General features: G+C 66.4%; 23 protein-coding genes. 21 read left to right on the forward strand and 2 right to left on the reverse strand.

What is annotated here, in order from left to right; all coding sequences use genetic code 11:
• The first annotated feature begins 4 nt into the window (after positions 1–4).
• The 11 genes from KF941_RS25635 to KF941_RS25680 all read left to right on the forward strand — a co-directional run bounded on the left by KF941_RS25635 (position 5) and on the right by KF941_RS25680 (position 9338).
• Positions 5–808, forward strand: a complete 804-nt coding sequence (locus KF941_RS25635; protein ID WP_214274971.1) for an ABC transporter ATP-binding protein — start codon at positions 5–7, stop codon at positions 806–808.
• Positions 808–1611: an ABC transporter permease gene (locus KF941_RS25640; RefSeq protein ID WP_214274972.1), complete on the forward strand. Its 804-nt coding sequence runs from the start codon at positions 808–810 to the stop codon at positions 1609–1611. The genes KF941_RS25635 and KF941_RS25640 overlap by 1 nt, the downstream gene beginning before the upstream one ends.
• Before the next feature lie 80 nt (positions 1612–1691).
• On the forward strand, positions 1692–3056 hold the full coding sequence (locus KF941_RS25645; RefSeq protein ID WP_214274973.1) for an FAD-dependent oxidoreductase: 1365 nt from the start codon (positions 1692–1694) through the stop codon (positions 3054–3056).
• Positions 3057–3070: 14 nt separating this feature from the next.
• Positions 3071–4240, forward strand: coding sequence for a CoA transferase (locus tag KF941_RS25650; protein WP_072461856.1), 1170 nt, complete (start codon positions 3071–3073; stop codon positions 4238–4240).
• Positions 4237–5013, forward strand: coding sequence for an enoyl-CoA hydratase-related protein (locus tag KF941_RS25655; protein WP_036750593.1), 777 nt, complete (start codon positions 4237–4239; stop codon positions 5011–5013). The genes KF941_RS25650 and KF941_RS25655 overlap by 4 nt, the downstream gene beginning before the upstream one ends.
• 5 nt (positions 5014–5018) lie before the next feature.
• Complete coding sequence (locus tag KF941_RS25660) at positions 5019–5375, forward strand: ferredoxin family protein (protein ID WP_072461857.1); 357 nt, start codon at positions 5019–5021, stop codon at positions 5373–5375.
• The gene (locus KF941_RS25665; RefSeq protein ID WP_072461858.1) at positions 5372–6238 is read left to right on the forward strand and encodes a dihydrodipicolinate synthase family protein; all 867 of its coding nucleotides are present in this window, start codon (positions 5372–5374) and stop codon (positions 6236–6238) included. Before KF941_RS25660 ends, KF941_RS25665 begins: the two co-directional genes overlap by 4 nt.
• Positions 6239–6265: 27 nt before the next feature.
• Positions 6266–7702: an aldehyde dehydrogenase family protein gene (locus tag KF941_RS25670; protein ID WP_214275243.1), complete on the forward strand. Its 1437-nt coding sequence runs from the start codon at positions 6266–6268 to the stop codon at positions 7700–7702.
• 249 nt (positions 7703–7951) lie between these two features.
• On the forward strand, positions 7952–8317 hold the full coding sequence (locus KF941_RS28595) for a bestrophin family ion channel (protein WP_346429036.1): 366 nt from the start codon (positions 7952–7954) through the stop codon (positions 8315–8317).
• Positions 8260–8883, forward strand: coding sequence for a TRAP transporter large permease subunit (locus KF941_RS25675; RefSeq protein ID WP_214274974.1), 624 nt, complete (start codon positions 8260–8262; stop codon positions 8881–8883). The genes KF941_RS28595 and KF941_RS25675 overlap by 58 nt, the downstream gene beginning before the upstream one ends.
• 2 nt (positions 8884–8885) lie before the next feature.
• Positions 8886–9338 carry a heme-binding protein gene (locus KF941_RS25680; RefSeq protein WP_214274975.1) on the forward strand — a complete coding sequence of 151 codons (453 nt, stop codon included), beginning with the start codon at positions 8886–8888 and terminating at the stop codon, positions 9336–9338.
• 6 nt (positions 9339–9344) lie between these two features.
• Here KF941_RS25680 and KF941_RS25685 read toward each other — a convergent pair whose 3' ends face one another.
• Positions 9345–9998: a TetR/AcrR family transcriptional regulator gene (locus KF941_RS25685; RefSeq protein ID WP_036750604.1), complete on the reverse strand. Its 654-nt coding sequence runs from the start codon at positions 9996–9998 to the stop codon at positions 9345–9347.
• A gap of 225 nt (positions 9999–10223) precedes the next feature.
• Between KF941_RS25685 and KF941_RS25690 the strand changes: the two genes are divergently transcribed.
• The 7 genes from KF941_RS25690 (at position 10224) to KF941_RS25720 (ending at position 19036) form a co-directional block, all read left to right on the forward strand.
• Positions 10224–11336, forward strand: a complete 1113-nt coding sequence (locus KF941_RS25690; RefSeq protein ID WP_240540624.1) for a sugar ABC transporter substrate-binding protein — start codon at positions 10224–10226, stop codon at positions 11334–11336.
• Between the two features lie 96 nt (positions 11337–11432).
• Positions 11433–12392, forward strand: a complete 960-nt coding sequence (locus KF941_RS25695; protein WP_240540666.1) for an ABC transporter permease — start codon at positions 11433–11435, stop codon at positions 12390–12392.
• A gap of 7 nt (positions 12393–12399) precedes the next feature.
• On the forward strand, positions 12400–13905 hold the full coding sequence (locus KF941_RS25700) for a sugar ABC transporter ATP-binding protein (protein ID WP_214274978.1): 1506 nt from the start codon (positions 12400–12402) through the stop codon (positions 13903–13905).
• A 7-nt stretch (positions 13906–13912) separates the two neighbouring features.
• Positions 13913–14854 (forward strand): ABC transporter permease, encoded by a 942-nt coding sequence (locus KF941_RS25705; RefSeq protein ID WP_028717433.1) that lies wholly within the window; start codon positions 13913–13915, stop codon positions 14852–14854.
• Positions 14855–14857: 3 nt separating this feature from the next.
• A complete protein-coding gene (locus KF941_RS25710) occupies positions 14858–15895 on the forward strand; it encodes an alcohol dehydrogenase catalytic domain-containing protein (RefSeq protein ID WP_036750617.1) in 1038 nt (345 codons plus the stop codon).
• Positions 15896–15925: 30 nt separating this feature from the next.
• Complete coding sequence (locus tag KF941_RS25715; protein ID WP_214274979.1) at positions 15926–17422, forward strand: aldehyde dehydrogenase family protein; 1497 nt, start codon at positions 15926–15928, stop codon at positions 17420–17422.
• Positions 17423–17434: 12 nt separating this feature from the next.
• Positions 17435–19036 (forward strand): GMC family oxidoreductase N-terminal domain-containing protein, encoded by a 1602-nt coding sequence (locus tag KF941_RS25720; RefSeq protein WP_214274980.1) that lies wholly within the window; start codon positions 17435–17437, stop codon positions 19034–19036.
• Positions 19037–19072: 36 nt separating this feature from the next.
• Here the strand turns inward: KF941_RS25720 and KF941_RS25725 are convergent, their stop codons facing one another.
• Positions 19073–19891: an aldo/keto reductase gene (locus tag KF941_RS25725; RefSeq protein ID WP_214274981.1), complete on the reverse strand. Its 819-nt coding sequence runs from the start codon at positions 19889–19891 to the stop codon at positions 19073–19075.
• A gap of 126 nt (positions 19892–20017) precedes the next feature.
• Between KF941_RS25725 and KF941_RS25730 the strand changes: the two genes are divergently transcribed.
• Genes KF941_RS25730 through KF941_RS25740 form a run of 3 tightly spaced genes read left to right on the forward strand, consistent with a single transcriptional unit; the run spans position 20018 to position 23642 of the window.
• Positions 20018–21589 (forward strand): acyl CoA:acetate/3-ketoacid CoA transferase, encoded by a 1572-nt coding sequence (locus tag KF941_RS25730; RefSeq protein WP_214274982.1) that lies wholly within the window; start codon positions 20018–20020, stop codon positions 21587–21589.
• A complete protein-coding gene (locus KF941_RS25735) occupies positions 21586–22386 on the forward strand; it encodes an enoyl-CoA hydratase/isomerase family protein (RefSeq protein ID WP_214274983.1) in 801 nt (266 codons plus the stop codon). The genes KF941_RS25730 and KF941_RS25735 overlap by 4 nt, the downstream gene beginning before the upstream one ends.
• Positions 22383–23642 carry a glycerate kinase gene (locus KF941_RS25740; RefSeq protein ID WP_214274984.1) on the forward strand — a complete coding sequence of 420 codons (1260 nt, stop codon included), beginning with the start codon at positions 22383–22385 and terminating at the stop codon, positions 23640–23642. The genes KF941_RS25735 and KF941_RS25740 overlap by 4 nt, the downstream gene beginning before the upstream one ends.
• Positions 23643–23648: the final 6 nt, after the last annotated feature.

A 23648-nucleotide genomic window follows, 5' to 3' on the forward strand; every position in this document is an offset into this window, starting at 1 on the left:
ACCCATGGAAACCCTTGTGGGGCAGCCGGTCGGTGCGACGCATGGGAACGCTTCGGCGGCCCGGCTGGACGCGGCAACGGTCCGCTTCGGAACCTATACCGCGATCGACAAGCTTGACCTGGAGCTTGAGGCCGGTGCGTTCTACACCATCCTTGGCCCGTCGGGATGCGGCAAGTCCACGCTGCTGCGGCTGGTCTCGGACCTGATCCCCGCCGCGGGGGGCGATGTCTCGATCTTCGGCAAGACGACCGAAGAGGCGCGGCTGGCGCGGGAATTCGCCTTCGTCTTTCAGGATGCCGCCCTGCTGCCGTGGCGGTCGGCGCTGAAGAATGTCGAGTTGCCGCTGGAAATCGGGCGCAAGCGCGGGGTCGCAATCCCCACCGGGCCGCGCAATCCGCGCGAATTGCTGGAGCTGGTCGGCCTGAAGGGGCGCGAAAACGCCCTTCCGCACGAACTTTCGGGCGGGATGCGCCAGCGGGTCGCCATTGCGCGCGCGCTGCTGTGCCAGCCCAAGCTGCTGCTGATGGACGAGCCCTTCGGCGCCCTGGACGAAATGACCCGCGACCGGCTGAACCTTCAGCTGCTGGATATCTGGCGGGAAACGGAAACGACGATCCTGTTCGTGACCCATTCCATTTCCGAGGCGGTCTTCCTGGGGCAGAAGGTGATCATGCTGCGCGCCAATCCCGGACGCCTGCGCGAGATCGTCGATATAGACCTGCCCGAGCCGCGGCAGATGAAACTGCGCGATACGCCCGAGTTCAACCGCTATTGCAGCTATCTGCGCGAACTTCTGGAGACCTGCTGATGGCTGTCATCGAAAACCTTGGCATCGCCGATCCCCATGCCCTCGCCCGAAGCGCGGCGCGCAAGGAAAGGCTGGTCTCGACCATCGTGCCCATCGCAACGGCAGTCGCGCTGATCGGGCTGTGGCAACTGGGGGTCAGGGCCTTCGGCGTGCCGACCTATATCGCCCCCGCGCCTTCGGATGTCGCCGTCACCTTTGTCGAGAAGTTCCCGCTGCTGATGCAGAACTTCTGGCCCACCTTCTTCGAGAGCGTGGCGGGCTTCGTGGTGGGCAATCTGGCCGCCATCCTGATCGCGGTGGCCTTTGTCCATTCCCGCAATGTCGAGCGGGCGTTCTTCCCGATCGCCGTCTTCGTGAACACGATCCCGATCCTGGCCATCGCGCCGATCCTCGTGCTGATCTTCGGGCCGGGCATGACGGCAAAGGTGGTGATCGCCGCGCTGATCTGCTTTTTCCCGACCCTGGTCAACATGGTGCGCGGCCTGCAATCGGTCAGCCCCCAGACGCTGGAACTGGCGCGCATCCTGTCGGCCTCGAAGGCCGAGGTCTTCTGGAAGATGCGCCTGCCGTCGTCGCTGCCGTTCCTGTTCTCGGCGCTGAAAATCTCGGCCACGACCTCGGTCATCGGTGCGATCGTGGGCGAATGGGTCGGGGCGGATCTGGGCCTGGGTGCGCTGATCATCGACGCGACCTTCAATTTCAACTCGCCGCTGCTCTACGCCACGGTGCTCATGTCCTCGGGGCTGTCGGTCCTGATGTTCGCCCTGGTCACGCTGGCCGAACGCCGGATCGTGCGCTGGTAGCCTGAGACCCTTCGAAAACAACCGGAAATCGACGCCGTGGGCCCGACCCGCCCCGGCGTGACAGGAGGAGCTTGTCCAAAATGACCGATCGCATCAGGGATTTTCTTACCACCACGGCCGAGCAGGTGCCGGTCGTCAGCGACACCGATGTGGTGGTGATCGGGGCGGGACCGGCAGGTCTGTCCGCCGCCGTGTCGGCCGCCCGGAACGGGGCGCGGGTGACGCTGGTCGAGCGCTATCACCACCTGGGCGGCATGGCGTCGGGAGGCATGGTCCTTGTGCTGGACGACATGGTGAACGACGGGATCGAGATCGTCACCACCGGCATCGTCAGCGAATTCGTGGACAGGATGCAGCGCCAGGACGGCGCCGTCTTTCCCCCGCCCGAAGATTGCCTGACCAACTGGGAAATGTGGCGGAAATGGGCGCGCTGGGGCTGCATCGACTTTCACAAGCAGGGCATGCCGCAGCCGATCATCCACGCGGTCGCCTTTGATCCCGATGCCTGGAAGCGGGTCAGCCTGGACCTGGTCGCCGAGGCCGGGATCGAGCTGCGCACCCACAGCTGGTTTTCGGAAGCCATCGTCGAGAACAACCGCGTCACCGGCGTGATCGTGCAGACCAAGCTGGGCCGGCAGGCGATCCGGGCGCGGATGGTGGTCGATGCCTCGGGCGACCTGGACGTGGCGGCCTCGGCGGGCGCGTCCTTTGCGACCGGACAGTTCATCGTCACGACGGTCTTTCGCCTGATGGACGTGGACACCGCCAAGGCGGAAGCGTTCGAATATGAAAACCCCGAAGCCTTCAAGGCCCTGGACCGCCAGGCGAGGCGGGTCATCGGCGGGGCCTGGGGGATGTGGTGGCTGAAGACGCCGCTGCCCGGCGTCGTCTGGTGCAACTGCCCGCATATGCCGGGCTATGACGGCCTGTCGCCGGAACACATGGTCGAGGCCGAATACGAAGGCCGCCGCCGGATGATGGCGCTGCTGGAATTCGCCCGCGCGAACCTGCCGGGCTTCGAGAATGCCAAGATGCTGGGCGCGGCCGAGCAGATGGGCATCCGGCAGACGCGGCTGCTGCAGGGCGAATACGTCGTCACCAAGGACGATGTGAAACGGCGCCGCCATTTCGACGACTCGGTCTGCCGTGGCCGGGACTATTACACCCCCTACCGGGCGCTGCTGCCCAAGGGCATCGACAACCTGATCGTCGCCGGACGCCACTATTCCGTCGAAAGCGAGGCGCAGAAGCAATCGCGCGAAATCCCCCCCTGCATGGCCCAGGGCGAGGCCGCGGGCGTGGCCGTGGCCAAGGCGCTGGAGGCGAACTGCGCGCTGCGCGACGTCGATGTCAGGGCCATCCAGAAACAGATGCGGGCGCAGGGCGCCGATCCGGGCGACATGCCCTCGGCCAACGCACTGATCGAACCAATCGCCGCCGCCTGAGAAAGGGAACGACCATGACGAAACAGCACCTTCCGCTGGAGGGCATCCGCGTCCTCGACTTTACCCAGGTGATGATGGGGCCCTGCGCCACGCAGATGCTGGCCGATTTCGGTGCGGACGTGATCAAGATCGAGCGGCCGGGCGAGGGCGACCTGTCGCGCAATTTCTTCGGCGAGCCGAGCGAGGAGGCGATGAACAACGCGGTCTTCGCCTCGCTCAATCGCAACAAGCGGTCGGTGGAGATCAACACCAAGTCCGAGGCGGGCCGCCGGATGATCTATGACCTAGTCGCCCAGTCGGACGTGGTCGTGGACAATTTCCGGGCCGGGGTGATGCGGCGCCTGGGTTTCGACTATGACACGCTGTCGAAGATCAACCCCGCCATCATCTGCGCCTCGGGCACCGGCTTCGGAGAAGTCGGCCCCTATGCCCACAAGGGCGGCCAGGACGTGCTGGCCCAGGCGATGACCGGGGTCATGGAAAAGACCCAGGATCCGGCGGTTCCGAAGTCGATCTATCCGACCACGCTGTGCGACTACACCGCCGGGATGCATCTTGTGCAGGGGATCCTTGCCGCGCTGCTGGCGCGGGCCAAGACCGGGCGCGGGCAGAAGGTCGGCGTCTCGCTCTACGATTCGATGATCGCCATGCAGATGCAAGAGGCCGCGCAATGGTCGAAGCATCGCGAGGTGCTGAACTGGGCCGCGATGCCCCTGACCGGTGTCTTCGACACCAGCGACGGGGCGGTGGTGGTGGTCGGCGCCTTCAAGCCGCATCCGCTGCGCGACATCTGCGCGGCCCTGGAGATCGAGGATCTGTCGGCCGATTATCCGAACCTTGCGGCGCAGCGGGCACACAAGCCCTATCTGCAGGGACGCTTCCGCGATGCCTTTGCAACCAACACGACCGCCCATTGGATCAAGCGGCTCGAGGATCAGGACCTGCTGTGCGCGCCCGTCCGTTCCCTGGGCGAGGCGCTGGATGACGCCCAGACCGCGGCCAATGGCATGCTGCTGGACCTGGACCATCCGATCCTGGGAAAGATCAGCCTGGTCGGCTCGCCCGTTCATCTCAGCGAGGCTCCGGTGGTGATCCGCCATGCGCCGCCGCGACTGGGGGAGCATACCGACGAGGTCATCCGCGAATTCAGCCTGAACGCCGTCGCGCGGAAGGAGGCGGTATGACCGTCCGCTTCGAAGTCGTCGACCAGGTCGCGCGCGTCACCATCGACCGCCCCGACCGGATGAATGCCGTCGATGCGGCAACCGATGCCAGGCTTGACCGCATCTGGTCGGAAATCGAGACGCGCAGCGATGTCCGCTGCGTGGTCCTGACCGGGGCGGGGGACCGGGCCTTCAGTGCCGGCGCGGACATGAAGGCCGCGAACGGGCTGAGCGGGCTGGAATACTGGGGGGCGGCCAATCCGAACGGCTTTGGCGGCATCGCCCTGCGGCAAAGCCTGACCGTGCCGGTCATTGCCCGGATCAACGGCCTTGCCCTTGGCGGCGGGTTCGAGATGGTGCTGGGCGCGGATATCGTCATCGCCTCGACCGAAGCCCGGTTCGGGCTGCCAGAGGCGCGGGTCGGACGCCTGCCCTTGGACGGCGGCATGGTCGCCCTGCAGCGTCTGATCCCCCGCAACATTGCGGCCGGGCTGATGATGACGGGCCGGATGCTCTCTGCCCAAGAGGCCGCGCAGTTCGGGCTGGTCAATGCGGTCGTGCCGCCCGACCGGCTGGATGCCGAGGTTGACGCCTGGGTCGCGGACATCCTGTCCTGCGCGCCCCTGTCGGTGGCCGCGATCAAGGACACGATCCGCTCGACGGCCCACCTGAATCCGCACGAGGCGCGCGACCTGCGCCGCCCGGCCCTGATCGCTGCCCTGCAATCCGAGGATTCGATCGAAGGCGTCGCCGCATTCCGCGAAAAGCGCGCGCCCGTCTGGCGCGGCCGGTAGGCGCCATGGCGCTTGTCATCCAGGGCCGGTGCATCGACGTCAAGGACGGGATCTGCACCACCTCCTGTCCCGTCGACTGCATCTACGAGGGCGAGCGGATGTTCTACATCCACCCGACCGAATGCATCGAATGCGGCATGTGCGAAAGCATCTGCCCCGTCGACGCGATCCGATACGAGGATGAGCTGGACCCCGAAAACGCCATCTTCGCGCGCATCAACCGCGAGGTCTTCATCAACGAGGCGGGCGAGATGGAAGAACCCGGCGGCTGGTCCCGCGCCATGGCGCCCCGGCCGGATCACCCGGATCTGCCGGTCGGTCCTCGTCCAGCCATGCAGGGAACCCAAAGGAGAACAGGATGAAAGGGATCGTCGCTGCGGTGCCGACACCGATCGACGCACGGGGCCGCTTTCTGGGGGCCGCCTTTGTGGAACATGCGCGCTGGGCCCTGGCCAACGGCTGCGACGGATTGAACGTCCTGGGGTCTACCGGCGAGGCGAATTCCCTCGACACCGGGACGCGCCGCATGGTCATGATCCAAGCCGCCGAGGCGCTGGACCTTTGCCGCCTGATGGTCGGAACCGGCACGCCGTCGATTGACGAAACCATCGCCCTGACCTGTCATGCCGATGACCTGGGCTATCCTGTGGCCCTGGTCCTGCCGCCCTATTACTATACGCCCCCGTCCGAAGAGGGGCTGATCGCCTGGTATCTGGCGCTTCACGCGGCGCTGGGCGACCGGCCGATCCGGGTCTGGTTCTACAATTTCCCGCAGATGACCGGCTTCGTGATCCCCGAGAGGGTGATCGCGCAGCTGCACGCCGCGGCGCCGCAGCGGTTCGACGGCATCAAGGACAGCTCCGGCGACCTTTCCTATTGCCGCAGCCTGGCCTTCAGGCTTCCCCACCTGCAGGTCTTTCCCAGTTCGGAAACCTCGCTGGCCGAGGGACGAAGGGACGGCTTCGCGGGCTGCATCTCGGCCACGGCGAATCACACTGCCCCGATATGCGCCCGCGTCTGGCGGGGAGAGGCGGGCCTGGCGCCCCGGCTGGCCGAGCTGCGGGCCGCCATATCGGCATGCCCCCTGATCCCCGCGGTCAAACATCTGGTGGCCCGCCGCACCGCCAACCCCGAATGGCAGAACGTGCTGCCGCCCTTCACGGCCCTTGGCGCGTCAGCCATCGCATCGCTGGATCGACTGGCGTTCGATCGCGTCGCAGCCTGAACCCAGCAGGAGACAATCATGAAAGACATGAACGAAATCCAGGGCAACCTGGTCGGTGGCGAATGGCTGCTGGACGGCGACTGCCGGCCCAACGTCAACCCGTCCGATACGCGCGACGTCATCGGGCGTTTTGCCTGCGCGGGTCGCGCCGCGGTCGACCAGGCCATCCAGGCTGCCCGGTCGGCCTTTCCGGCTTGGGCCTTTGCCGGTCCGCAGGTCCGGCATGACCTGCTTGATGCCGTCGGCACCGAATTGCTGGCGCGCAAGGAAGAGATCGGCCGCCTTCTTGCGCGGGAAGAGGGCAAGACCCTGCCCGAGGCCATGGGCGAGACCATCCGCGCAGGCCAGGTCTTCAAGTTCTTTGCCGGAGAGGCGCTGCGCGTCACCGGCGATGCCCAGCAGTCGGTCCGCCCCGGCATCGACGTCGCCGTCACCAGAGAGCCCGTGGGCGTCGTCGCCCTGATCACGCCCTGGAACTTTCCGATCGCCATCCCGGCCTGGAAGATCGCGCCCGCGCTGGCCTATGGCAATTGCGTGGTGTTGAAGCCCGCCGAATTGACGCCGGGCTGCGCCCATGTGATCGCGCAGCTTCTGCACAAGCATGGCTGCCCGGCCGGCGTCTTCAACCTGCTGATGGGGCCGGGATCGGTCGTGGGGGATGCCCTGGTGTCGCATCCGGGCGTCGACGCGGTGTCCTTCACCGGCTCGGCCGCGACCGGGTCGCGCATCGCCGCGACATGCGGCACCCTGCGCCGGAAGGTGCAGCTCGAGATGGGCGGCAAGAACCCGATGGTCGTGATGGATGACGCGGATCTGCGGACTGCGGTGCAGGCCTGCCTGAATGGCGCGTTCTTCTCGACCGGGCAGCGCTGCACCGCGTCTTCGCGGCTGATCGTGCAGAAAGGCATCCACGATGCCTTTGTCGAGATGCTTGGCCGCGAAATGCGGGCCCTGCGCGTTGGCGATGCCTTGCAGGCGGATACCCAGATCGGCCCGGTGGTCGACCAGCGCCAGCTGGATTCCAACCTTGCCTATGTCGAGCTGGCGCGAAGCGAAGCGGCCGAGGTGGTTGGCGGCGAGCGGCTGGAGCTGGACAAGCCCGGTTTCTACCAGGCCCCGGCCTTGTTCCTGGAAACGACGAACGACGCCCGCATCAACCGCGAGGAAATCTTCGGCCCCTGCGCCTCGGTCATCCGGGTCGGGGATTTCGACGAGGCCCTGGCCATTGCCAATGACACGGAGTTCGGCCTTTCAGCCGGGATCTGCACTGGCAGCCTGAAATACGCCTCGGAATTCCGCCGCAGGGTCGAGGCGGGGATGGTCATGGTGAATCTTCCGACCGCGGGCGTCGACTATCATGTGCCGTTCGGAGGGCGTAAGGGCTCGTCCTTCGGCCCGCGGGAACAGGGCCGCTATGCTGCCGAGTTCTACACGGTGGTGAAGACAGCTTATCAGCTTGCCTAGCAATCGGGCCACTGGCCGCCCATGCCATGGCCTGGAGGCGGGACGAATGCATGGCTAAGCCCGCGCGGGCCGGTGGCGCATCCCGTTCCGGCCCGCGAAGCGCGGTGCGGGGACCATGCCATCGAAGGGCCGAAGCTCGGCTTGCCGATCCCGAAGCGCGATCCGAATGCCGCCTTGCCGGGACCGGACGATTTGCCGCGCGTCGGCATCATGGCAGGGCTGGGCTTTGCCATGCTGGGGCTTTGGGACATGCGGGTGCGGCGGCCTCTGCGATGGGCTGCGCTTGTCGGGGGCCTTCGGGGCCTCGACCAAGATCGGTTGCCAGCCCTTTACCGGCCATGGCCTGAGGCGCATCCCGGAATCGCATGTGCTGCTGGCCGTGGCGGCCTGGCGGATCGGCTTTGTCGTGGTCTCTTTCTGCGCCCTTCCGCGGCGCAGGCGGCCTGCGGGCGGATCGCCGCGACTCCGGTGCCCTACGCCTATTCCCTGTTTCTGCCCCGCAGGGTGCTGGTCCTCCGTATGCTGCCGCCTTTTGCTCGGGCCGGGTCGCTGGGCTGGTGGATGCTGCTGCGGGTGCTTTGCTCGCCTATACCTTCTTCGGGCTCAGCGCGCTGAGCCATCAGCTGGAAGGCCCGTTCGCCGTCGTCTATGCCGTCTTCCTGGGCATCGTCCATCGCAAGCCGAACTTTGCCGAATTCTACCTTAGTCTGGTCCATACCGGCACTTCGGGCGGTGCGCTGATGACGGTCGTCTCGGTCTCGGGGCTGGACGCCTGGCTCATCGCGCGCGAGCAGATCCCGATGATGCTGGCGCAGAACGTCTCGGAGATGGTGTCGGGCCCGGCCCTGATCTTCGTCGCCATCCTGCTGGTGGTGCTGGTGCTGGGCCTGTTCATGGATGCCACGCCGGTGATCCTGATGCTGGTTCCCGCCATCACGCCATCGGTCACGGCCTTCGGGATCGATCCCCTGCATCTGGGCGTGCTGTTCCGCATCGTCTGTGTGCTGGGGCTGATCACCCCGCCCGTTGGTGTGGCCCTCTACGGCGTGGCGCTGGTGTCGCGGCTGCCGATGGAACGAATCTTCGTCGCGTCCATCCCCTTCATCATGCTTCTGGTGCTGGTGGCGATCATGGTCGCGTTCCCTCCGATCATCACTTGGCTTCCGAGCAAATGGGGCTAGGAATGGATCAGCGGGGCAAAGCCAGCCCTGTCGAGATGACGCCGGTGCTGAGATCGGCGCCGGCTTTGCGCCTCGTTCACCATGCGCTTGAGCATGCCGAATCTCGCGGCTGGTCGGTGGCGGTCGTCGTCGTGGATCACGGCGGCGAGGCGTTGGCTTCGGCGCGGATGGACGGCGTCGGGGCTCCCACGCTTGGTTTTGCCGCCGACAAGGCCTTCACGGCCGCCACGATGCGACGTTCGACGCGGGATTTCTGCGCCCGCATGAACGGTGCCGACGATCTGAGGGCAGGGCTGGCAAACCGCCCGCGGCTGATCACTTGGGAAGGTGGTTTACCCATCCTTCACGGCGAGGCCATCGTGGGCGGAATCGGCGTGTCGGGGGCGCTGGGACATGAGGATGCGGAATGTGCCCAGGCGGGGCTTTGCCGTCTGGGCCTGTCCAGCGGGATCTGAAGCGGGTCAGGCGCTGACCAGGCGCAGGATCGTGTCGATATTGAAGCGGAGGCGCTCTTCCAGCGCCTCTTTCGCCATCAGGTCGCGCTCGAAGATGATCGAGCCGGTGAAGCGGTTGGTCAGATAGTAATAGCCGATCGCGGCGATGGTGATGTTCAACTGCACCGGATCGATTCCCGGCCGGAACTCGCCGCTTGCAACCCCGCGCTGCAGGATGGTGTCGACCATCGACACGAAGCGGCGGCTGTAGATCTTGACGATCTCGGATTTCTTCAGGTGCTTGGCCCGGTGAAGGTTCTCGCTGTTGACCAGCGTGATGAACTCGGGGTGTTTCAGGTAATATTCCCAGGTGAAGCGCACCAGCCGCTCCAGCGCCTCTTTCGGGGGCAGGTGGTCCAGATCCAGCTTCTGTTCGGCGTCGCGAATGTCGATATAGGCATTCTCCAGCACGGTCTGGAACAGCTCTTCCTTGCTGCCGAAGTAGTGATAGAGCATCCGCTTGTTGGCATCGGCCTTTTCCGCAATCACGTCCACGCGGGCGCCGCCCAGGCCATTGCGGGAAAACTCGTTCAGCGCCGCCTTGAGGATGCGTGCCTTGGTCGCTTCCGCATCGCGGGTGCGGTGCTTGGTGCGCTGTGGCGTCTTGGCTTCTGCGGTCACGCTGCGTCTCCGGTAATTCTGTGCTGGTCCAATGCCGTCCTACGGAAAGTTATCGCACTCCTTGCCCGGCGCAAGACGGAGATGGCAACTTTATGCACCATCCGGTTAATGATTCCGCTTGACTCGCCTCCCTGCAAACAAGTAACCAGTTAGTGCATTATCGACTGTGCCGCCATGTCGGGTCTGAGGAGAGATCCTGGCGGCGCCTTGCAAGGGAGGCTGAGGATGTCCACGTTCATCAAGGACTTTATCGACCGCGAGGTCATGACCCGCCGCAAGCTGCTGCTGGCGGGTGCCGCCGGCATCGCGACGATGGCCGTTCCGGGGATGTCCGGCCGCGGGCAGGCGCGCGCCGCGCTGGTGGGCCCTGCCATTGCCTGGAGCTATCGCGACCGTGCCTCGGCCTATTGGAACGCTGTCGTGTCGGGCGGTGAGGCCTTTGTCGAATCCATCGGGCGCGGCAAATCCGATCTGGTCAGCCTGATCAGCGAGGGGTCGTCGGAAAAATCGCTGGCCGACATCAAGGCTTTCCTGGCCAAGACGGGCGGCAACTGCGCCATCGCCTGCGATCCGAACGACAGTCCCAACGCCCGGCCCATCGTCGAGGCGGTGCAGGCGGCGGGGGGCTATATCTCGACCATCTGGAACAAGACCGACGACCTGCACCCTTGGGATTTCGGCGACAACTACGTCAGCCACATGACCTGGTCGGACGAACAGCCGTCCGAGCAGACCGCGCGGATCCTGTTCGAGGCGATGGGCGGCAAGGGCGGCGTCGTGCACCTGGGCGGGATCGCGGCGAACAATCCGGCGGTCGAGCGGTTGGCCGGGCTGCATAACGCCCTGAAGGATTTCCCCGACATCGAACTGCTGGACGCGCAGCCCGCCGATTGGGACACGACCAAGGCGGCGCAGCTGATGTCGTCCTTCCTGACCCGCTATGGCGACCGCATCACCGGCGTTCACTGCGCCGCCGACAACATCGCCTATGGTGTGATCGAGGCGCTGCGGGCCGAAGGCATCACCGACATGCCCATCGTCGCCTATGACGGCAATCCCGAGGCGGTGAAGCTGGTCATGGACGGCCAGCTTCTGGCGACGGTCTTTACCAATCCCTACTGGGGTGGCGGCATCTCGGCGGCCCTGGCCTATCATGCCGCGATCGGCACGTTCAAACCCTCGGACGAGCCGCAGGAGCATCGCGAGTTCTACGGCCCGACGATCCTGATCACGCAGGCCGATGCAGCCGCGTTCAAGGCCCAATATCTGGACGCCACGCCGGATTATGACTGGACCGACTTCTGGGGGCCGGGCAACGGCCAGATCCAGTATCGCTGACTTCTGAAAATCCACGGGTCGACCGCGCTGCGGTCCTCCCCGCCGTCCTTTCCAGGGGCGCGCGGCCGGGCAGTGTTGAGGAGAACTGCGTTGAAGATGAAGCTCACCCGCGAGAATGTCATCCGATGGGCTCCGGCCCTCGTGCTGCTGGGGCTGGTCGTGCTGTTCACGGCGATCAATCCCGCCTTCCTGTCGCAACGCAACCTGGCCCGGATCGCGCTGGCCGCGACGCCGCCGATGATGGTGGCGCTTGGCGTCACCATCATCATCGTCATGGGCTCCATCGACCTGTCGATGGAGGGGGCGGTGTCGCTTTGCGCGGTGCTGTTCTGCCTGCTGTTCCTGAAGCTGGGCGGTTCCCTGGGCGCGGGCGCCTGGCTGGCCATTCCGGCGATCCTGCTCTGCGGCGCCTTCTTCGGCTGGCTGACCGGGATGGTCCATGTGCGGCTTCAGATCCCGTCGTTCATGGCCAGCCTGGCGATGGGCTTCGTTGGCACCGGGGCGGCGGTGTTGGTCACGGGCGGGGATATCGTCCGCATTAATGACGATGTGTTCCGCGCCCTGCTGACCTGGCGCATCCTTGGCTTTCCGCTGATGGTCCATATCGCCGTCCTGCTGGTCCTGCTGGCCTGGTTCATCCAGAACCACACGACGCTTGGCCGTAACTTCTACGCCGTCGGCGGCGGCGAGGAGCTTGCCCATGCCTCGGGCGTGAACGTGCGCCGGGTGCGGCTGGCGGGTTTCGCGCTGGCCGGGGTGTTCTACGCCATCGCCGCGATCTTCCAGGTGGCGCGGCTGGGGCAGGCGGAATCGGTGACAGGCGCGAACCTGATGTTCATCGCCATCACCTCGGTCGTCGTCGGCGGCGTCGCGCTGTGGGGTGGGATCGGCGGCGTGCTGAACGCGGTCGTCGGCGTGCTGATCGTCAATGTCATCGGCAATGGCATGGTCGTCATCGGCCTGCCCAACTACCTGCAGGACGGGTTGCTGGGCGTCCTTGTCATCGTCGCGGTCGTGCTGTCCACCGACCGGCGGCTTGTCAGTTTCGCGAAATGAGGCCGCCATGTATCAGCTAAGCTCGGTCGACAAGAAATTCCCCGGCGTCCATGCGCTGAAATCCATCGACTTCCACATCAAGCGCGGCGAGATCGTCGGGCTCGTCGGTGAGAACGGCGCAGGAAAGTCGACGCTGATGAAGGTGATCTACGGCGCCTATCAGCCCGACGGCGGCCAGATCCTGATCGACGGCAAGCCGGTGCATTTCGCCAATCCCCGGCAGGCGATGAAACGCGGCATCGGCATGGTCTTCCAGGAACAGTCGCTGATCCCCAACCTGACGGTGATGGAGAACATCTTCCTGGGCTACGAGGCGCAGTTCACCCGCCTGGGCGTGGTGAACTGGAAGGCGATGGCCGCGGCTGCGAAGAAACAGCTTGCCAAGGTCAAGCTGGAGATCGATCCCGCCACGGTGACTTCGGCCCTGTCCTTTGCGCAGCGCCAGCTGGTCGAACTGGCCAAGGTGCTGACGCTGGAGGAACGGGTCGAGGGCGACCTAGTCATCCTGCTGGACGAGCCGACCTCGGTGCTGTCCGAGGAGGAGGTGAAGCTGCTCTTCAAGCTGGTGCGCGAGCTGACCAGCCGCGCGTCCTTCATCTTCGTCAGCCACCGCATGGACGAGGTGATGGCGCTTTCGGACCGCATCTATGTGATGAAGGACGGGCAGGTGATGGATGTCGTCGCCAAGGCGGAAGCCGATGCCAGCGCGATCCAGCACAAGATGGTCGGCCGCCACGTGGACCGCGAATATTACCGCGAACAGCGCCAGAAGCCCTATGACGCCTCGCGGACGCTGTTCGAGATGCGCGACATCGTCCTGCCGGGGCGCCCGCACAAGCTGGACCTGGCGCTGCATCCGGGCGAGGTGCTGTGCCTGGTCGGGACCGAAGGCTCGGGTCGCGAGGCGATCCTGCGCACGATCTACGGGATGCTGGCGCCGGTCTCGGGCCGCTTCGAGATGAAGGGGCAAGAGCTTCGCGACTTCAATCCGCGCCGCTCGGTCGCGATGGGCGTGGGCTATGTGCCGCGCGAGCGCAAGGTCGAGGGCATCGTTTCGGGCATGAACGTCTATGAGAACATGACCCTTTCCCAGCTGGGACGCTATTCCAGGGCGGGGGTGATCGACGTGGCGCGCGAAAAGGCGCTGGCGCGGGACTGGATCAGGAAGCTGTCGATCAAGGCGCATTCCGAATTCGCCGATTGCGGCAACCTGTCGGGCGGCAACCAGCAGAAGGTGGTGCTGTCGAAATGGCGCTCGGGCGGGTCCGACATCATGCTGCTGGACCACCCGACGCGGGGGCTCGACATCGGCGCCAAGGAAGACGTCTACGACATGATCCGCGACATGAGCGACGACGGCGTCGGCATCGTGCTGGTGGCCGACACGCTGGAAGAGGCCATCGGCCTGTCGCACACCATCGTCGTGCTGAAGGATGGCGCGATCCGGCAGCGCTTCGATTGCCGGCCGGGCGCCAAGCCGTCGCTCTACGATCTTCTCCACCACATGATCTGAGGCGCAGATGACCATGCAACGCATCAAACCGCATCTTCCCTGGATCACCCTGCTGGTGCTGACCGCCATGGTCGGCGTGGTGGATCCGAATTTCCTGCGCCCCGCGAACCTGCTGAGCCTTGCGGGCGACATCGTGCCGCTGTTCATCATGGCGCTGGGGCTGACCTTTGCCATCTATATCGGCGGGATCGACCTTTCGGTGCAGTCGATGGCCAACATGATCACGGTCATCGCCTCGATCTACCTCGCCTCGCTGGGGGCGTGGGTGGCGGTGCTGTGCATCGCGGCGGGTTTCGGGCTTGGCATGGTGTCGGGCTTCCTGACCACGCGGCTGTGCGTGCCCTCGTTCATCTCGACCCTGGCGGTGGGCGGGGTCTGCTTTTCGATCGCGCAATGGCTGTCGGGCAACCGCGCCCTGAACATGGATGCCGAACAGAGGAACGCCGTCTTCGGCTGGATGATCGGCCATACCGGCATCGTCCCGAACGAGCTGTTCCTGGCCGCCGCCCTGCTGGCGCTGTGCCTGTTCATCGAACGGCGCACCATCCTGGGCCGGGTGCTGAAGGCCGTGGGCGCGGGTGAGCCGGCGGCGAAGGCATCCGGCATCGATGTCGGGCGCTACAAGATGCTGGCCTTCGCGATTTCCGGGGCGCTGGCGGCGATTGCGGGGCTGTTGTTCTCGGTCAAGCTGTCGGGCGGCGCGCCGACCATCGCCAACGGCTTCCTGCTGCCCGCCATCGTCGCGGTGCTGGTCGGCGGCACCCCCCTGACCGGGGGCGTCGGCGGCGTGCTGAACACGCTGATCGGCACGCTGATCGTCGCCGTCATCCGGGCCTCTATGCTTTATCTGGGGGTCGAGGCGACGCAGCAGCAGATGCTGTTCGGACTGGTGCTGATCGGCGCCATCGCCCTGACCATCGACCGCTCGAAACTGCGCACGGTGAAGTAAGCCATGACCATGATGAAAGCAGCCGTCCTGACCGCCCCGCGCCGCTTCGAGCTGCGCGAGGTGCCGCGCCCCCGGATCGGCGCGGACGAGGTGCTGATCCGCGTGATCCGAACCGGGATCTGCGGCACCGACCTGCACATGTTCCACGGCCATTATGCCGCCGACGACCTGCCGATCATTCCGGGGCACGAATTTTGCGGCATCATCGAGGAGGCCGGCGCAAACCAGCGCCATCTGGCGCCGGGCCGGATGGTGGTCGCCGACATCAATATCGGCTGCGGGCATTGCTACTGGTGCCGCCGCAACGAGGTGCTGAACTGCCCCGAGATGGCGCAGCTTGGCATCACCCGCGACGGCGCCTTTGCCGAATGCGTCGCGCTGCCCGGTCGGCTGGTCATTCCCGCGCCCGATGACATCGCCCCCGAGATCCTCGCCCTGACCGAGCCGGTCGCCTGCGTGGTCCGCGCGGCGCGCAAGGCACAGGCCGGGATCGCGCAATCGGTCGTGGTGCTGGGTGCGGGGCCGGTCGGCAACCTGCATGTGCAGATGATGCGGCTTGTGGGGGCTGCGCCGATCATCGTGGCCGACCTGTCCGCGGAACGCTGCGCGATGGCTTTCGATGCCGGCGCCGATGCCGCGGTCAGCGATCCCGCGCGACTGAAGGCCACGGTGCTTGAGCTGACCGGCGGCCGGGGTGCGGATCTGGTGATCGAAAGCGTGGGCCATCCGGCGCTTTACGCCACTGCATTCGACCTGATCCGCAAGGGCGGCCATGTCGCCTTCTTCGGCCTGACCGGCGCTGACGCGGCGGTGCCGGTGCCGATCCTGCGCACGATCCTTGAAGAAAACAGCCTGAAAGGTTCGGTCGCAGGCATGGGTCAGGACATGCATGATGCGCTGGCGCTGCTGGCGCATGGCCGGTTTCGCACCGATGCCTTCACCACGGCCTCTTATCCGCTTGAGCGCATCCAGGAGGCTTTCGAGACCCTGGCCGACCGCCCCGCCGACCTGAAGACCCAGATCGTCATTTCGCAGAACTGACATTGCAGCATTCCCGAGGAGCCCGACACGATGGACCAGATCGCCCGCACCCTTTCCCTTCCGGAGTCGCCGCGCGAATTCGGCTTTTTCATCGACGGCGAATGGCGGCAGGGCCGCGAATTGGCCGAACAGCGCTCGCCCGCGCATGGCGTGCCGGTGACGCGGGTGGCGCGCTGCACCACGGGCGACCTGGACGATGCCGTTGCCGCCGCGCGTCGCGCCTTCGAGGACCGCAGCTGGGCCGGCATCTCGGGCGGCGAGCGTGCGGGCGTGTTGCTGCGCGCGGCCGAAATCCTGCGCCGCCGCCGCGACGAGGTCGCCTATTGGGAGGTGCTGGAAAACGGCAAGCCGATCAGCCAGGCGCGGGCCGAGGTCGAAGGCTGCATCGCCTGTTTCGAGACTGCCGCCGGCGCCGCCCGGCTGCTGCATGGCGACAGCTTCAACTCGCTGGGCGACGGGCTGTTCGGCATGGTCCTGCGCGAGCCGATCGGCGTGGTCGGGCTGATCACGCCCTGGAACTTTCCCTTCCTGATCCTGTGCGAGCGGGTGCCCTTCATCCTCGCCTCGGGCTGCACGATGGTGGTGAAGCCTTCCGAAGTGACCAGCGCCACCACGCTGATCCTTGCGGAGATCCTGACCGAGGCCGGCTTGCCCAAGGGTGTCTACAACGTCGTCACCGGACCCGGTGGCACCGTGGGGCAGGCGATGGCCGAACATCCCGACATCGACATGCTGTCCTTTACCGGCTCGACCGGGGTGGGGCGGTCCTGCGTCCACGCCGCCGCCGACAGCAATTTCAAGAAGCTGGGGCTGGAACTGGGCGGCAAGAACCCGATCATCGTCTTTGCCGACAGCGACCTTGAGGATGCCGCCGACGCGGCGGCCTTCGGCATCAGCTTCAACACCGGGCAATGCTGCGTTTCTTCCAGCCGGCTGGTCGTCGAGGCGTCGGTGGCCGACGAGTTCGAGCGCCTGCTGGTCGAGAAGATGCGCCGCATCCGCATCGGTGACCCGCTGGATGAGGCGACCCAGGTGGGCGCCATCACCACCGAGGCGCAGAACCGGACGATCCTGGGCTATATCGACAAGGGCCGGCAGGAAGGGGCGCGCCTTCTGACCGGCGGCGAGGTGCTGGAAATCGGCGCGGGCCGCTTCATCGCGCCGACGCTGTTCTCGGGCGTGCGCCGGGACATGGCCATCGCGCGGGACGAGATCTTCGGCCCGGTCCTGTCCTCGTTCCGCTTCGAGACCGTGGACGAGGCCATCGCCATCGCCAACGATACCGTCTACGGGTTGGCGGCCTCGCTGTGGACGAAGGATCTGGACAAGGCGCTGACCGTGACGCGGCGGGTTCGTGCGGGCCGGTTCTGGGTCAACACGATCATGGCGGGCGGGCCGGAAATGCCGCTGGGCGGCTTCCGGCAATCCGGCTGGGGCCGCGAGGCTGGCATCTATGGCGTCGAGGAATATACCCAGATCAAGTCGGTCCATGTCGAGATCGGCAAGCGCGCGCATTGGATCAAGTAAGGGGGCGGCGTAATGGCGCAGGGTTACGACTACGTCATCATCGGCGGCGGTTCGGCCGGCTGCGTGCTGGCCGCGCGGCTGTCCGAGGACAGCCAGGCGCGGGTCTGTCTGATCGAGGCCGGGGGCAAGGACAGCAACCCGCTGATCCACATGCCGGTGGGATTCGCCAAGATGACCACCGGGCCGCTGACCTGGGGGCTGGTGACCGCGCCGCAGCGCCATGCCAACAACCGCGAGATCCCCTATGCCCAGGCCCGCGTCCTGGGTGGCGGCTCCTCGATCAATGCCGAGATCTTCACCCGCGGCCACCCGTCCGATTACGACCGCTGGGTCGAGGAGGGCGCCGAGGGCTGGGGCGCGGAGGAGGTGCGGCGCTACTTCCGCCGCTCGGAAGGGAACACGATCCTGTCAGGCGAATGGCACGGCACCGAGGGCCCGCTGGGGGTGTCGAACCTGCCCAGCCCCAATCTCCTCAGCCGCGCCTTCGTGCAAAGCTGCCAGGAGGCCGGCATCCCCTATAATCCCGATTTCAACGGGCCGATGCAGGAAGGCGCGGGCATCTATCAGACGACGATCCGCAACAACCGGCGCTGTTCCGCGGCCGTGGGCTATCTGCGCCCGGTGCTGTCGCGGCCGAACCTGACGGTGCTGACCGGCGCGCTGGTGTTGCGGCTGGTCTTCGAGGGCAGCCGGGCGGTGGGTGTCGAATATGTCGCCGGCAAGGGTGGCGCGCCGGTGGTGGCGCGGGCCGAGCGTGAGGTGATCGTGACCTCGGGCGCCATCGGCTCGCCCAAGCTGTTGATGCTGTCGGGGGTCGGCCCCGCCGATCACCTGCGCAGACACGGCATCGAGGTGGTGCAGGACTTGCCGGGCGTGGGCCGGAACCTTCAGGACCATTTCGGCATCGACATCGTGGCCGAGTTGAAGGGGCATGAAAGCCTCGACCGCTACGGCAAGCCGCATTGGATGGTCTGGGCCGGGATGCAATACCTGCTGTTCAATTCGGGGCCGGTGACTTCGAACGTGGTCGAGGGCGGGGCCTTCTGGTATGCCGACCGCGACGCGCCTTGCCCTGACCTGCAATTCCATTTCCTGGCCGGCGCGGGGGCCGAGGCGGGCGTGCCCTCGGTGCCGAAGGGGTGTTCGGGGATCACGCTGAACAGCTATACCCTGCGGCCGAAATCGCGGGGCACGGTGACGCTGCGGTCCTCCGATCCGCGCGACAATCCGGTAGTCGATCCGAACTTCCTGGCCGAACCCGAGGACCTGCGCATCTCGACCGAGGGGGTGAAGATCAGCCGCGAGATCTTCGGCCAGCATTCGCTGGGGAAATATATCCGCGAATTGCGCTTTCCCGATGCGAGCGTGCGCACGCAGGCGGATTACGAGGCCTATGCACGCCAATACGGCCGCACCTCATACCATCCGACCTGCACCTGCAAGATGGGCCGCGACGAGATGTCGGTGGTCGATCCGCAGCTGCGCGTTCACGGGCTGGACGGGCTAAGGATCTGCGACAGCTCGGTCATGCCCTCGCTGGTCGGCTCGAACACCAATGCACCGACGATCATGATCGCCGAGAAGGCATCCGACATGATCCGGGGCAATCGCTGATGCTTTGCCGGGCGCGGCGATTGCCGCGCCCCTGTATCAGTCCCATACGGGCGCGCAGGGCACCCGGTCGCGATCCACGATGCGGTAATTCGTGCCGTTCAGCGTGTCGATCCGGGCCATCTCATCCGCCGAGAGCGTGAAATCCATGATCTCCAGATTGGCCCGGATATTCTCCGGCCTGGTGGACATGGTGTTCATGCTGAGGCCCTTTTGCAGGATCCAGCGCAAGACGACCTGAGCGGCGGATTTCCCATGCGTCCCGCCGATTTCCCCAAACAGCGGGTATTTAAAGACCTCGCCACGCGCCAGTGAACAGTATGACGACAGCGGAATGCCGGTTTCCCTGGCCGCCTCCAGCAGGCGCGACTGATCCAGCAGGGGGTGGAATTCGACCTGGTTCGTGACCAGTGGCACATCGACCACCGCACGCGCCTGGCGCATCATTGCGGCGGTATAGTTCGAGACGCCGATATGGCTGGCCAATCCAGCCTCATATGCCTTTTGCAGCAGGTTCAGCGACGGCGTGATGTCGCCTCCGGCCGGCGGCCAATGCAGAAGCAGCACATCGATCCGGTCGATTCGCAAGGCACGCAGGCTGGACTCGACCGAAGGCAAAAAGCGCGATTCGCTGAAATTCTCGGGCCTGACCTTGGTGATGATGCAAAGACGGTCGCGCGCGATCCCGGTCTCGGCCAGGGCGGCGCCGGTGTCCGCTTCGTTCTCATAGCCCTGCGCGGTGTCAAAGGTCCGGTATCCCGCCTGGACCGCCGTATGGATCGCGTCACGCAGAGCGCCACCCTTTAAGGGAAACGTGCCGAATCCCTGCAGGAATCCGGGTTGCAGCAGAATGTTCATCGCGATCCTCCTCATCATGTTCCTGCGTCGCGCCGATCCCGGTTTTCCTCTTGCCGGGAGGGGCGGATCACAGATATATAGATAACCAGTTAGTTACTTAAGATGCAATTGCGAAGGAGGAGCGCAATGTCCAAGATCCGCACCGCCCATCAGGCGGCAGAACTGGTCCGCGACGGCGCGGTGATCGCGGTGAATTCGTCCTCGGGATTGCTGTGCCCCGATCATGTCCTGGCGGCCCTGGGCGAGCGCTTTGCGCAGGAAGGTGCCCCGCGCGGCCTGACGACCATCCATCCGATCGCTGCCGGGGACATGTTCGGCACCCCCGGCGTGGACCATATCGCCCATCCCGGCATGATCGCGCGGATCATCGGCGGTTCCTATCCCTCGGGGCCGTCCAATGCCGAGCCGCCGAAGATCTGGCAGCGCATCCTGGCCGAGGAGGTTGCGGCCTATAACGTGCCCTCGGGCATCGTCTTCGACATGCTGCGCGAGGGGGCGGCGCAGCGGCCCGGCGTGCTGACCAAGGTCGGCATGGAGACCTTTGCCGATCCTGCGCTGGACGGCTGCGCGATGAACGCCACCGCCCGCGCCGCGCCCATCGTCAAGCGCCTGGCCTTCGAGGGCGAGGACTGGCTGTATTTCCCCGCGTTGCGACCCGACGTGGCGCTGATCCGCGCGACCACGGCGGACGAGAACGGCAACCTGACCTTCGAGGACGAGGGCGCGACCCTTGGCGCGATGGAAATGGCGCTGGCCGCGCATAACTGCGGCGGCATCGTCATTGCGCAGGTCCGGCGTGTCGCCGCGCAGGGCACGCTGAAGCCGCATGACGTGAAGGTGCCGGGCATCCTGGTCGATGTGATCGTCGAGGCGCCCGATCAGTTGCAGACCACCGCGACGCCGCACGACCCCGCCATCTCGGGCGAGGTCTTCCGGCCGCTGTCCAGTTTCCGCGCGGCGGATTTCAATCCCGGCAAGATCATCGCCAGGCGCGTCGCGCAAGAGCTGCGATCGGGATGGGCGGTGAATATCGGCTTTGGCATCTCGGCCAATGTGCCGCGCATCCTGATCGAGGAGGGCCTGCATGGCGCGGTGACTTGGGTCATCGAGCAGGGCGCGGTCGGCGGCGTGCCGCTGCTGGATTTCAAGTTCGGCTGCGCCAGCAATGCCGAGGCTTTCGTCGCTTCGCCGCATCAGTTCTGCTATTTCCAGGCGGGCGGTTTCGACTGTTCCCTGCTGTCCTTCCTGGAAATCGACGCCGAGGGCTCGGTCAACGTCAGCCGCCTTGCCGCGACGCCGCATCGGACGGCGGGGGCGGGCGGGTTCGTGGACATCACGGCGCGGGCGAAGCGGATCGTCTTTTCGGGCAATTTCAATGCTGGGGCGAAGATGCGGCTTGAGGGTGGCAGGCTGGTCATCGACCGCGAGGGCAAGGTTGCCAAGATCGTGCCCAAGGTCGATCAGGTCAGCTTCTCGGGCCGTCGCGCGGTGGCGCAGGGGCAGCAGGTCATCTATGTCACCGAGCGCTGCGTGTTGCGCCTGTTGCCCGAAGGGCTGACGGTGGCCGAGATCGCGCCTGGCGTCGACCTGCAACGGGACGTGCTGGACCAGGCCGCGACGCCCTTGCGCGTGGCGGATGACCTTGGGGAAATGGATGCAGCGCTGTTTCGGGACGCGCCGATGGGCCTGGTGCTGTGAGCGAAGATCCGCGCCTCGACCTGCGGATCGGGGCGGGCATCGCGCGGCTGGCCATCCGCCGCCCGGACAAGCTGAACGCCCTGGACGCCGAAATGGTGGACGGATTGCTGCCCCTTTGCCAGCGGATCGAGCGATCCGATGCGCGGGTGGTGATCCTGACGGGCGAGGGCGGGCGCTCGTTCTGCGCGGGCGGTGATATTGCCGCCTGGTCGCAATTGTCGCCCGACGATTTCGGCCGCCGCTGGCTGCGCGACGGCCATGCCGCCTTCGACGCGCTGGCCCGCCTGGTGCAGCCGGTGATCGCGGTGCTGAACGGGCATTGCCTTGGCGGTGGGCTGGAGCTGGCGGCCTGCGCCGACTACCGCCTGGCCGAGGCGCATGTGCGGCTCGGCTTGCCCGAAACCTCGCTTGGCATCATCCCCGGCTGGTCGGGAACGCAACGTGCGGTGCGTCGATTCGGTGCCGGTGCGGTGCGTCGGATGGCGCTGTTCGGCGAGGTTTTCGGCGCCAAGGAAGCGCAGCGCCTCGGGCTGGTCGATCAGGTCGTCCCGACGGGCGCTGGCATGGCTGCCGCCGAGGCGCTGGCCGCGCGGGTGATTGCCCGCGCCCCGCGCGCAACGGAAATCACCAAGATGCTGGTCAACGCCGCCGAGGGCGAGGAACGCGAGCGCGTGCTCGAGGCGCTGGCCGGCAGCGTCGCCGCCGCATCCGGCGATCTGCGGGAAGGGCTTGCGGCGTTCCGCGAAAAGCGCTCTGCAAGGTTCGGAGCGACGGGTCGAGAGGGGGAGATGGAATGAAAGCCGAGGATCGCGATTTCCTGGCCGGGCTTTTCGACGCGGCGGTGGCTGCTGCCGATCCCGAAACCGCGCTGGCCGGGCATCTGCCGGATCGTCCCAGGGGCCGCACGGTCGTGGTCGGCGCCGGCAAGGGTGCGGCGCAACTGGCGGCGGCGTTCGAGCGCCTGTGGGACGCGCCGGTCGAGGGCGTGGTGGTCACGCGCTACGGCTATGGCTGCGATACCCGCAATATCCGCGTGATCGAGGCCGCGCATCCCGTTCCCGATCAGGCCGGGCTTGCGGCAGCCGAGGCCTTGTTCCAGGCCGTCCGCGGGCTGAGCAAGGACGATCTGGTCGTGGCGCTGGTCTGCGGCGGCGGCTCGGCGCTGCTGCCGGCGCCGCCCGAGGGGCTGACGCTGGAGGACGAGATAGAGCTGAATCGCATCCTGCTGGCCAGCGGTGCGCCGATCTCGGTGATGAATGCGATCCGCAAGCAGGTCTCGCGCATCAAGGGCGGCAGGCTGGCGCTCGCGGCGCATCCGGCGCGGGTGGTGTCGCTGGTCGTCTCGGACGTGCCGGGCGACGATCCGGCGCAGGTCGCCTCGGGTCCGACGGTGCCGGACGGGGCGACCCGCGAGGAAGCGCGGCGCATGATCGAGGCATGGCGGATCGCGCTGCCGCCGCGGCTGGCAGAGTGGTTCGCGGGTCAGGATGGCCTGCCGCCGGATCCCGCCGATCCCCGTTTCAAGGGGCATGAGGTCCGCGTGGTGGCATCGGCACGGCTGTCGCTTGAAGCGGCTGCCGCGCGGGCCGCGGCGGCGGGGGTTCCGGCGGTGATCCTGTCGGACGCGATCGAGGGCGAAGCGCGCGACGTGGCCCGCGTTCATGCCGCCATCGCGCGCGAGGTGGCGACCCGAAGCCGGCCTTTCGCGCGCCCCGTGGTGATCCTGTCGGGCGGCGAGACGACCGTGACCCTGCGAGGCCGGGGGCGCGGCGGGCGAAACAGCGAGTTCCTGCTGGCGCTCGCCTTGGGAATCGAGGGCCTGCCCATCGCGGCGCTGGCCGCCGATACCGACGGCATCGACGGGTCCGAGGATAACGCAGGCGCCTTCGCCGATGGCGGCAGCATGGCGCGGCTGCGCGCCTTGGGCCTTGACCCCGCGGCGATGCTGGCGGGCAATGATGCCTGGTCCGCCTTCGCCGCCCTGGGCGATCTGTTCGTGCCCGGTCCGACCGGCACCAATGTCAACGATTTCCGGGCCATCCTGATCCGGTAAAGGCGG

It is taken from the genome of Paracoccus sp. pheM1, assembly GCF_018499825.1.
In the GTDB taxonomy this organism is placed as follows: domain Bacteria; phylum Pseudomonadota; class Alphaproteobacteria; order Rhodobacterales; family Rhodobacteraceae; genus Paracoccus; species Paracoccus versutus.

Coding starts and splice junctions, on each gene's coding strand:
- KF941_RS25635 (WP_214274971.1), top strand. CDS start 5: ATGGAAACCCTTGTGGGGCAGCCGGTCGGTGCGACGCATGGGAACGCT.
- KF941_RS25640 (WP_214274972.1), top strand. CDS start 808: ATGGCTGTCATCGAAAACCTTGGCATCGCCGATCCCCATGCCCTCGCC.
- KF941_RS25645 (WP_214274973.1), top strand. CDS start 1,692: ATGACCGATCGCATCAGGGATTTTCTTACCACCACGGCCGAGCAGGTG.
- KF941_RS25650 (WP_072461856.1), top strand. CDS start 3,071: ATGACGAAACAGCACCTTCCGCTGGAGGGCATCCGCGTCCTCGACTTT.
- KF941_RS25655 (WP_036750593.1), top strand. CDS start 4,237: ATGACCGTCCGCTTCGAAGTCGTCGACCAGGTCGCGCGCGTCACCATC.
- KF941_RS25660 (WP_072461857.1), top strand. CDS start 5,019: ATGGCGCTTGTCATCCAGGGCCGGTGCATCGACGTCAAGGACGGGATC.
- KF941_RS25665 (WP_072461858.1), top strand. CDS start 5,372: ATGAAAGGGATCGTCGCTGCGGTGCCGACACCGATCGACGCACGGGGC.
- KF941_RS25670 (WP_214275243.1), top strand. CDS start 6,266: ATGAACGAAATCCAGGGCAACCTGGTCGGTGGCGAATGGCTGCTGGAC.
- KF941_RS28595 (WP_346429036.1), top strand. CDS start 7,952: ATGCGGGTGCGGCGGCCTCTGCGATGGGCTGCGCTTGTCGGGGGCCTT.
- KF941_RS25680 (WP_214274975.1), top strand. CDS start 8,886: ATGGATCAGCGGGGCAAAGCCAGCCCTGTCGAGATGACGCCGGTGCTG.
- KF941_RS25690 (WP_240540624.1), top strand. CDS start 10,224: ATGTCCACGTTCATCAAGGACTTTATCGACCGCGAGGTCATGACCCGC.
- KF941_RS25695 (WP_240540666.1), top strand. CDS start 11,433: ATGAAGCTCACCCGCGAGAATGTCATCCGATGGGCTCCGGCCCTCGTG.
- KF941_RS25700 (WP_214274978.1), top strand. CDS start 12,400: ATGTATCAGCTAAGCTCGGTCGACAAGAAATTCCCCGGCGTCCATGCG.
- KF941_RS25705 (WP_028717433.1), top strand. CDS start 13,913: ATGACCATGCAACGCATCAAACCGCATCTTCCCTGGATCACCCTGCTG.
- KF941_RS25710 (WP_036750617.1), top strand. CDS start 14,858: ATGACCATGATGAAAGCAGCCGTCCTGACCGCCCCGCGCCGCTTCGAG.
- KF941_RS25715 (WP_214274979.1), top strand. CDS start 15,926: ATGGACCAGATCGCCCGCACCCTTTCCCTTCCGGAGTCGCCGCGCGAA.
- KF941_RS25720 (WP_214274980.1), top strand. CDS start 17,435: ATGGCGCAGGGTTACGACTACGTCATCATCGGCGGCGGTTCGGCCGGC.
- KF941_RS25725 (WP_214274981.1), bottom strand. CDS start 19,891: ATGAACATTCTGCTGCAACCCGGATTCCTGCAGGGATTCGGCACGTTT.
- KF941_RS25730 (WP_214274982.1), top strand. CDS start 20,018: ATGTCCAAGATCCGCACCGCCCATCAGGCGGCAGAACTGGTCCGCGAC.
- KF941_RS25740 (WP_214274984.1), top strand. CDS start 22,383: ATGAAAGCCGAGGATCGCGATTTCCTGGCCGGGCTTTTCGACGCGGCG.